The sequence below is a fragment of the Variovorax sp. 01T439_2 genome (assembly GCF_056398445.1).
On the sequence record NZ_JBFTPJ010000179.1, the window covers coordinates 1 to 7,810 of the forward strand.

Below are 7,810 nucleotides of genomic sequence, written 5' to 3' on the forward strand. Positions count from 1 at the left end.
TGGTGGCCTACCACGACTTCGAGGGCATCACCATCCATGCCGACGAGGGCCCGCGCCTGCTCAGGAGCATCGGCGACCGCAACGCCGTGATCCTGCGCAACCACGGCCTGCTGGCCTGGGGGCAGACGCTGCCGCAGACCTTCGCGATCCTGTGGACCCTGCAGCGCGCCTGCGAGATCCAGATGGCCACCTTCTCGATGGGGGCGGCCATTCCCGTGAGCGAGGAGATCGCGCAGCGCTGCACGCGCGACGCGCTGCAGTTCAGCCCCGAGCATGGCGCGGGGCAGGACGTGTTCGACGCGCTGGTGCGCCAGGTCGACCGCATCGACGCCAGCTACAAGAACTGACATGAAGATCTGCATCTACGGCGCCGGCGCCATCGGCGGATGGATCGGCGCCAGCCTGGCGCAGGCCGGCGAGCGGCTCAACGTGGTGGCGCGCCGCGCCACGCTCGAAGCGCTGCAGCGTGACGGCCTTTCGCTGATGCGCGGCGACGTGCGCACGCGCGTGCCGGTCAACGCGGTGGCCGACCCCGAAGCGCTCGGTACGCAGGACCTGGTGGTCATCGCCGTGAAGGCGCCCGCGCTGGCCGGCGTGGCCGAACGCATCGGGCCGCTGATCGGGCCCGACACGCTGGTGCTGGTGGCGATGAACGGCGTGCCGTGGTGGTTCCTCGAAGGCGGCTTCGGCGGCGCCATCACCGGCCACCGCCTGGCGGCCGTGGACCCCGACGGCGCGATTGCAAGGGCCATCCCCTCGCGCAACGTGATCGGCTGCGTGGTGCACGCGAGCTGCTCGCTCGATGCGCCGGGCGTGGTGCGGCATCACTTCGGCAACGGGCTGATTCTGGGCGAGCCTTCGGGCGAAGCCACGCCGCGCGTGCAGAAGCTGGTCGCGCTGCTGCAGCGCGCGGGCCTGGACGCCACGCTGTCGCCGCAGATCCAGAAGGACGTGTGGTTCAAGCTCTGGGGCAACATGACGGTGAACCCGATCAGCGCGCTCACGGGCGTCACCACCGACCTGATCATGGGCGACGACTACGTGCGCGGCTTCATCTCGGCCRTGATGCTCGAAGCCAGGGAGATCGGACACCGCATCGGCATCGAGATCACCCAGAGCCCCGAAGACCGGCATGCGGTGACGATGAAGCTCGGCGCGTTCAAGACCTCGATGCTGCAGGACGTGGAAGCCGGACGCTCCGTGGAGCTCGATGCGCTGGTGACCGTGGTGCGGGAGCTCGGCGAGCTGACGGCAGTGGCCACGCCGTTCACCGATGCGCTGCTGGGGCTGGCGCGGCTGAAGATGCGCAAGCTCGGGTTGTACTGAGCCCTGCCGGTTCAGTGCTTCTTCAGCAGAACCCGCACCGCCTCGGGCAGCGAATTGACCTGCGGCATGAAGTGGTCGAGCACGGCGCCCAGGGCCACGGCGCAGACGACGGCTCCCAGCAGCGGCTTCCACGTCAGCCGCACGGCCGCCATCAGCCAGCCTTCGCGCGCCACCCGCACCGCGGCGCGCGCGGACACGTACGAGAACGCCACCTCGACGGCGACGGCCAGCAGCGCGTCCCAGCTGAAGTAGAGCAGCACCAGCGAGCCGGCGCCCAGCACGATGGCCACGCAGATCAGGAAGACGGCGACCACCGGCACCACGATGACGGCGCCCTCGTCCGCGGCGCCCGCCACCTCGAGCGCGCCGCTGGCCGCATCGGACAGCGCGCTGCCTCCGGTGCCGCCGGCCGGGCTGCCGGCCGCATCGAACGCCAGATCGCCCGCATCGACGACATCACCCGCATCGACATTGAAGCCGGCCCGGTTCTCGACCAGCCGCCGGGCCCACCAGCGCAGCACCCCCAGGTAGCCCAGATACCCCACGCCCAGCGTGAGCAGGTAGCGCAGTGCCAGCGACTGCACGCCCAGCACATGCATCTGCAGCGCCGACACGCCCCACATCAGCAGCAGCGTGAAGCTGCCGATCAGGATGCCGTGCGTGCGCAGGCTGTAGTTGCGGTGCAGGTCGCGCTCGAGCTGCGTCTCCCACAGGCGCACCGAGCGCCAGTTGGAGAGAACCTTCATTCGCCGTCGGCCGGCGCGAAGGGCACGCGCGGCGCCACCGCGCACATGAGCTCGTAGCCGACGGTGCCGGCGGCCTGCGCGACCTCGTCGATGGGGAGCACCGCGCCGCTCACGGCCGAGCAGCCCCAGAGCGTGACCTCGGTGCCGAACTTGGCGCCGGGCACGGGCGTGAGGTCGACCGTGATCATGTCCATGCTCACGCGGCCCACCATGCGGGTGCGAATGCCGTTCACCAGCACCGGCGTGCCGGTGTTGCAGTGGCGCGGGTAGCCGTCGGCATAGCCGACCGCGGCCACGCCGATGGTGAGCGGCCCCTCGGCCGTGAAGTTGGAGCCGTAGCCGATGGTGTCGCCCGCCTTCAGTGTCTGGATCCCGATCAGTTTGGTCGAGAGCGTCATGGTGGGCTGCAGCTGCCAGTGCGCCGCGTCGTGCTCGGGAAAGTCGGGCGCGCTGCCGTACAGCACGATGCCGGGGCGCACCCAGTCGCCGCGGGTCTGGCGGGCATGGCGCAGAGTGGCGGCGCTGTTGGCGATGGAGCGTTCGCCCGGCAGGTCGTGGGTGGCGCGCTCGAACACCTCCAGCTGGTGCGCGATGCCGCGCGCGCCATCGGCGTCGCTGAAATGCGTCATCAGCGAGATCTCGTCGACCTGCGGCAGTGCGTTCAGCCGCGTCCAGGCCGAGCCGAAGCGCTCGGGCGCGAAGCCCAGGCGGTTCATGCCGGAATTCATCTTGAGGAACACACGCTGCGGCTTGAGCGTCTTGTGGGCTGCGAGCATGTCGATCTGCTCGTCGCAGTGCACCGTGTGCCACAGGTCCAGCCGCGAGCACAGCTCCAGGTCGCGCGCGTCGAACACGCCTTCGAGCAGCAGCACCGGGCCGCGCCAGCCGAGGGCGCGCACGCGTTCGGCCTCGGCCAGGTCGAGCAGCGCAAAGCCGTCGGCGCCGCGCAGGCCCTCATAGACCCGCTCGATGCCGTGGCCATAGGCATTGGCCTTGACCACGGCCCAGACGCGGGCATCGACCGCGGCACGCCGTGCCCGGTCGAGGTTGCGGCGAAGCGCGGCGGTGTGGACAGTGGCGAGAATGGGGCGCGGCATGATGGGCGTCGAATGGTGGACGGATGGGGTTTTAGCATCTTCCCGGACCAGGCTGTCCAGGATGTGAACGCTGATTTCGCCGTCGTACCCCCATGCTATAACCGCCCATTCGCCCAAAAGTCGCGACACTTTTTCACTACAGCCAGCACATTCCTGGCCAGCCAGCCCATCGATGAAGCGCGGTTTCTACACGATCATGTCGGCCCAGTTCTTTTCGTCGCTGGCCGACAACGCGATCTTTGTCGTGGCGGTCGAGCTCATGCGAAGCACGGGAGCGGCCGAATGGCAGCGCGCGGCGCTGGTGCCGATCTTTGCCGTCTTCTACGTGGTGCTGGCGCCGCTGGTGGGCGCCTTTGCCGACGCCTTGCCCAAGGGGCGGGTGATGTTCATCAGCAACGCGATCAAGGTGGTCGGCTGCCTGATGATGCTGTTCGGCTCGCATCCGCTGCTGTCGTATTCGATCGTGGGGCTGGGCGCCGCGGCCTATTCGCCGGCCAAGTACGGCATCCTGACCGAGCTCCTGCCCGCTTCGCAGCTGGTCAAGGCCAACGGCTGGATCGAAGGGCTCACCATCGCCTCGATCCTGCTGGGCATCGTGCTCGGCGGCTCGCTGGTGGGGCATGCGGTTTCCAGCCGGCTGCTGTCCTTCGACATGCCGCTGATCGACACGGGGGTCGATTCGCCGGCCGAGGCGGCCATCTCGGTGCTGATCTTCGTCTACATGCTGGCGGCCTGGTTCAACACGCGCATTCCGCACACCGGCGTCGAGATGCGGCCGCTGCGCGCCAATCCGGCGCACGGCCTGGCGCGCAACATGTTCTCGCTGCTGCCTGACTTCTGGCACTGCAACGCACGCCTGTGGCGCGACAAGCTGGGCCAGATCTCGCTGGCCACCACCACGCTGTTCTGGGGCGCGGGCGCCAACCTCAAGTACATCGTGCTGGCCTGGGCCGCGCTCGCGCTCGACTACAACACCACGCAGGCCACGGCGCTCACCGGCGTGGTCACCATCGGCATGGCGGTGGGCGCCATCGTGGCGTCGATGCGCATGCGGCTGGACATGGCCACACGCGTGATTCCCATGGGCATTGCCATGGGGCTGCTGGTCATCAGCATGAACCTGATCGGCAACGTCTGGATCGCGGTGCCCTTTCTGATCCTGCTGGGCGGGCTGGGCGGCTTCCTGGTGGTGCCGATGAACGCGCTGCTGCAGCACCGCGGCCACAACCTCATGGGCGCGGGCCGCTCGATTGCCGTGCAGAACTTCAACGAGCAGGCCTGCATCCTGCTGCTCGGCGGCTTCTACAGCGCCTGCACCGGCCTGGGCCTGTCGGCCTTTGCGGCCATCGGCGCCTTCGGCGGCGTGGTGGCGGGCTGCATGTGGCTGATCCAGCGCTGGCATCATCACAACCTGCGCAAGTACCCCGAAGAAGTCGAGCACCTGCTCGCCATCGCCCGCAGCGATAAACATCATTGACCTCCCCCAGGCTGCGCGCACTTCGTGTCGCTTCGCCCACCCCCTCGCCGGGGGCAACACCGGTGGCCCGGCGAAGCCGGATCCACGGTGTTCCACGAAAAAAAATCCTGCCCTCATGCCAGCTCTCGCACTGATCTTCAACGCTTTTGTGTGGGGCGTTTCGTGGTTCCCCTTTCGGCACATCGAAAGCCACGGGCTGCATCCCGTCTGGACCACCTGCATCATCTACGTGGCGATCTCGCTGGCGATGGGCTTCTTTCGCCGGCACGCCTGGCGCGGCTTCGCGGCATATCCGATGCTGGTGCTGCTGGGCCTGGCAGCGGGCTTCACCAACCTGGGCTTCAACTGGGCGGTGACGCAGGGCGACGTGGTCCGGGTGGTGCTGCTGTTCTACCTGATGCCGCTGTGGAGCGTGCTGCTGGGCTGGGCCGTGCTGGGCGAGCGGCCCACCGGCGGCGCGCTCGCGCGCGTGGCGCTGGCGCTGACCGGCGTGGCCGTGGTGCTCAAGACACCCGGCGTCGAGTGGCCGGTGCCGTCGAGCCTGCCCGACTGGCTGGGCCTGGCGGCCGGCTTCAGCTTTGCCGTGACCAACATCGTGCTGCGCCACCTGCGCGATGCGCCCGGCGAATCGCGCGCGCTGGCCATGTTCTGCGGATGCGCGGCGGTGGCGGGGATTGCCGCGGCGGCCGGCACGCTGCTCGGCGCCTTCGGCTCGCCGCTTGCCGCGGAGCCGGGCTGGATCGGATGGGCGGCCTTGCTGGGCACCGGCTTCGTGCTGGCCAACATCTGCCTGCAGTACGGCGCGGCCCGGCTGGCGGCCAGCGCCACGGCCGTGATCATGCTGTCGGAAGTGCTTTTTGCCAGCGTCTCTTCCGTGGCGCTGGGCGCGGCCCAGATGGATCCGCGCATCCTGGCGGGCGGCGCGCTGATCGTGCTGGCGGCCGTGTGGTCGGCGTTTGCGCGAACGCCGGTGCAGGGCGATGATCGGCTTTCATCCCCCACCTGACCGAGGCAGCGCCATGACCACCAGCATCTACGACTTCGAAGCCAACCGGATCGACGGCAAGAAGGTGAAGCTCTCGGACTTCCGCGGCAAGGTGCTGCTGATCGTCAACACGGCCAGCCAGTGCGGCTTCACGCCGCAGTTCGCCGGGCTCGAGCAGCTGCACGAGAAGTACGCGAGCCAGGGGCTGGTGGTGCTGGGCTTTCCGTCGAACCAGTTCGGCTCGCAGGACCCAGGCACCAACGAGGAAATCGGCGCCTTCTGCACCACCAACTACGGCGTGAGTTTTCCGATGATGGAAAAGATCGACGTCAACGGCGGCAACGCCGCGCCGCTCTACCAGTGGCTCACCAAGGAAAAGCCGGGCCTCCTGGGCAGCACGGCCATCAAGTGGAACTTCACCAAGTTCCTGGTCGGCCGCGACGGGCGGGTGCGCAAGCGCTACGCGCCGCTGGACACGCCCGCGTCAATCGCGCGCGAGATCGAGGCGGCGCTGGCGGCGGGCTGAATCGAGGCCCGCTCAGAACCTGAAATCGACAGTCTTCGAGCCGCTGCCCACTGTCACCGCCTGGCTCTTGGCACTGCCGGCCATGGCGGCGTCGATGGTGTAGCGGCCCGCGGGCAGGTCGACCAGGCAGACCGGCCCGCTCGCGCGCAAGGCCAGCGAGGGCGCGCCGTCGGCGCCCCTGATGTCGACCTGCACATCCGCCAGGTAGGCGCCGTCGGAGCGCGCGAAAAGCAGGGCCAGCGGATGGTCCTTCATGGCGGCGCGCATGGCGGTCGATTCGTCCGAGCCGATGCCGCCGCAGACATAGCGCACCGCGCCCTCGCCCTTCCATTGCGGCATGGCCGACTGGGCCTGCGCGCCAGCAACGGCGCCGGCCATGCATGCCAGCGCCAGCAGCGCGCGCCGCAAGTGCTTCTTCGGAACGGTGGAAGCTGCTTGAACAGAAGACATGAGGCTTGCTCCTAGGAAAAACGGTGCCGCCATGATGCGGCGCAAAAGCCCGGCGCGCGAGTCGGACCAGGGCGCTCTTCGGTGTGCGATCAGGCCGCTGCCAGCGCCGCGTCCAGCAGCTCCACCCAGTGCCGCACGGGCGTCTGCTGGCTGCCGCTTTGCAGGTGCGTGATGCAGCCGATGTTGGCCGAGGCGATGACGCTCGGCTGCAGCTGCGCCAGGTGCCCGAGCTTGCGGTCGCGCAGCGGGTAGGCCAGCTCCGGCTGCAGCACCGAGTAGGTGCCGGCCGAGCCGCAGCACAGGTGCGATTCGTTCATGGCCACGCGCACGTCGAAGCCGAGTGCGCGCAGATGCGTTTCGACGCCGCCGCGCAGCTTCTGGYCGTGCTGCAGCGTGCAGGGCGGGTGGTAGGCGACCACGCCCTGCGGCGCATGCACGCGCGCCTTCAGGGCCGGCACCAGGTCGGGCAGCAGCTCGCTCAGATCGCGCGTCAGCTCGCTGATGCGCGCGGCCTTGGCGGCGTAGGCCGGGTCGTGCTGCAGGATATGGCCGTACTCGCGCACCGTGACGCCGCAGCCCGAGGCGTTCATGACGATGGCTTCGACCTCGTTGCGCTCGACCATCGGCCACCAGGCGTCGATGTTGGCGCGCATCTGGGCCTTGCCGCCTTCCTGGTCGTTGAGGTGGAACCTGACGGCGCCGCAGCAGCCGGCCTCGGGCGCGACCACGGCCTGGATGCCGGCCGCATCGAGCACGCGCGCGGTGGCGCTGTTGATGTTGGGCATCATTGAGGGCTGCACGCAGCCCGCGAGCATCAGCACCTTGCGCGCATGCGTGGCGGTGGGCCAGGCGCCGGCCTCCTGCCTGGCCGGCACCTTGGCCTTGAGCGCATCGGGCAGCAGGCCGCGCACCGACTGGCCGAGCTTCATCGCGGGCCCGAACAGCGGCGAAGGCAGCCCCTCCTTCAGCAGCCAGCGCGTGGCCGATTCCATGGCGGGGCGCGGCACCTTCTCGTCGACGATCTTGCGGCCGATGTCGACGAGGTGGCCGTACTGCACGCCGCTCGGGCAGGTGCTCTCGCAGTTGCGGCAGGTCAGGCAGCGGTCCAGGTGCAGCTGCGTGCTGCGCGTGGGGGCCTTGCCTTCGAGCACCTGCTTGATCAGGTAGATGCGTCCGCGCGGGCCGTCGAGCTCGTCGCCGAGC

The 7,810-nt window shown here is 69.1% G+C and carries 9 protein-coding genes; 5 read left to right on the forward strand and 4 right to left on the reverse strand.

Annotated elements, in window-relative coordinates; translation table 11 throughout:
- Positions 1–347 (forward strand): class II aldolase/adducin family protein (locus AC1DOC_RS10980; protein ID WP_478129793.1); only part of this gene is annotated, 347 nt, incomplete at its 5' end.
- Position 348: 1 nt separating this feature from the next.
- Entirely contained in the window at positions 349–1,326 is a 978-nt protein-coding gene (locus AC1DOC_RS10985) for a 2-dehydropantoate 2-reductase (RefSeq protein ID WP_478129794.1), read from the forward strand.
- A gap of 11 nt (positions 1,327–1,337) precedes the next feature.
- Here AC1DOC_RS10985 and AC1DOC_RS10990 read toward each other — a convergent pair whose 3' ends face one another.
- The gene (locus tag AC1DOC_RS10990; protein WP_478080022.1) at positions 1,338–2,072 is read right to left on the reverse strand and encodes a hypothetical protein; all 735 of its coding nucleotides are present in this window, start codon (positions 2,070–2,072) and stop codon (positions 1,338–1,340) included.
- The gene (alr, locus tag AC1DOC_RS10995) at positions 2,069–3,169 is read right to left on the reverse strand and encodes an alanine racemase (RefSeq protein ID WP_478080023.1); all 1,101 of its coding nucleotides are present in this window, start codon (positions 3,167–3,169) and stop codon (positions 2,069–2,071) included. The genes AC1DOC_RS10990 and alr overlap by 4 nt, the downstream gene beginning before the upstream one ends.
- 172 nt (positions 3,170–3,341) lie before the next feature.
- Here alr and lplT point away from each other — a divergent pair, with 172 nt between their 5' ends.
- The 3 genes from lplT (at position 3,342) to AC1DOC_RS11010 (ending at position 6,157) form a co-directional block, all read left to right on the forward strand.
- Positions 3,342–4,646, forward strand: a complete 1,305-nt coding sequence (gene lplT, locus AC1DOC_RS11000; RefSeq protein ID WP_012745392.1) for a lysophospholipid transporter LplT — start codon at positions 3,342–3,344, stop codon at positions 4,644–4,646.
- Between the two features lie 115 nt (positions 4,647–4,761).
- Complete coding sequence (locus tag AC1DOC_RS11005) at positions 4,762–5,652, forward strand: DMT family transporter (protein WP_018907527.1); 891 nt, start codon at positions 4,762–4,764, stop codon at positions 5,650–5,652.
- A gap of 13 nt (positions 5,653–5,665) precedes the next feature.
- On the forward strand, positions 5,666–6,157 hold the full coding sequence (locus tag AC1DOC_RS11010; protein ID WP_012745390.1) for a glutathione peroxidase: 492 nt from the start codon (positions 5,666–5,668) through the stop codon (positions 6,155–6,157).
- Between the two features lie 12 nt (positions 6,158–6,169).
- On the opposite strand, the gene AC1DOC_RS11015 is transcribed toward AC1DOC_RS11010, so the two are convergent.
- Positions 6,170–6,607 (reverse strand): carboxypeptidase regulatory-like domain-containing protein, encoded by a 438-nt coding sequence (locus tag AC1DOC_RS11015; RefSeq protein ID WP_478080024.1) that lies wholly within the window; start codon positions 6,605–6,607, stop codon positions 6,170–6,172.
- Between the two features lie 89 nt (positions 6,608–6,696).
- On the reverse strand, positions 6,697–7,810 hold a 1,114-nt coding region (gene glcF, locus AC1DOC_RS11020), incomplete at its 5' end, for a glycolate oxidase subunit GlcF (protein WP_478129795.1).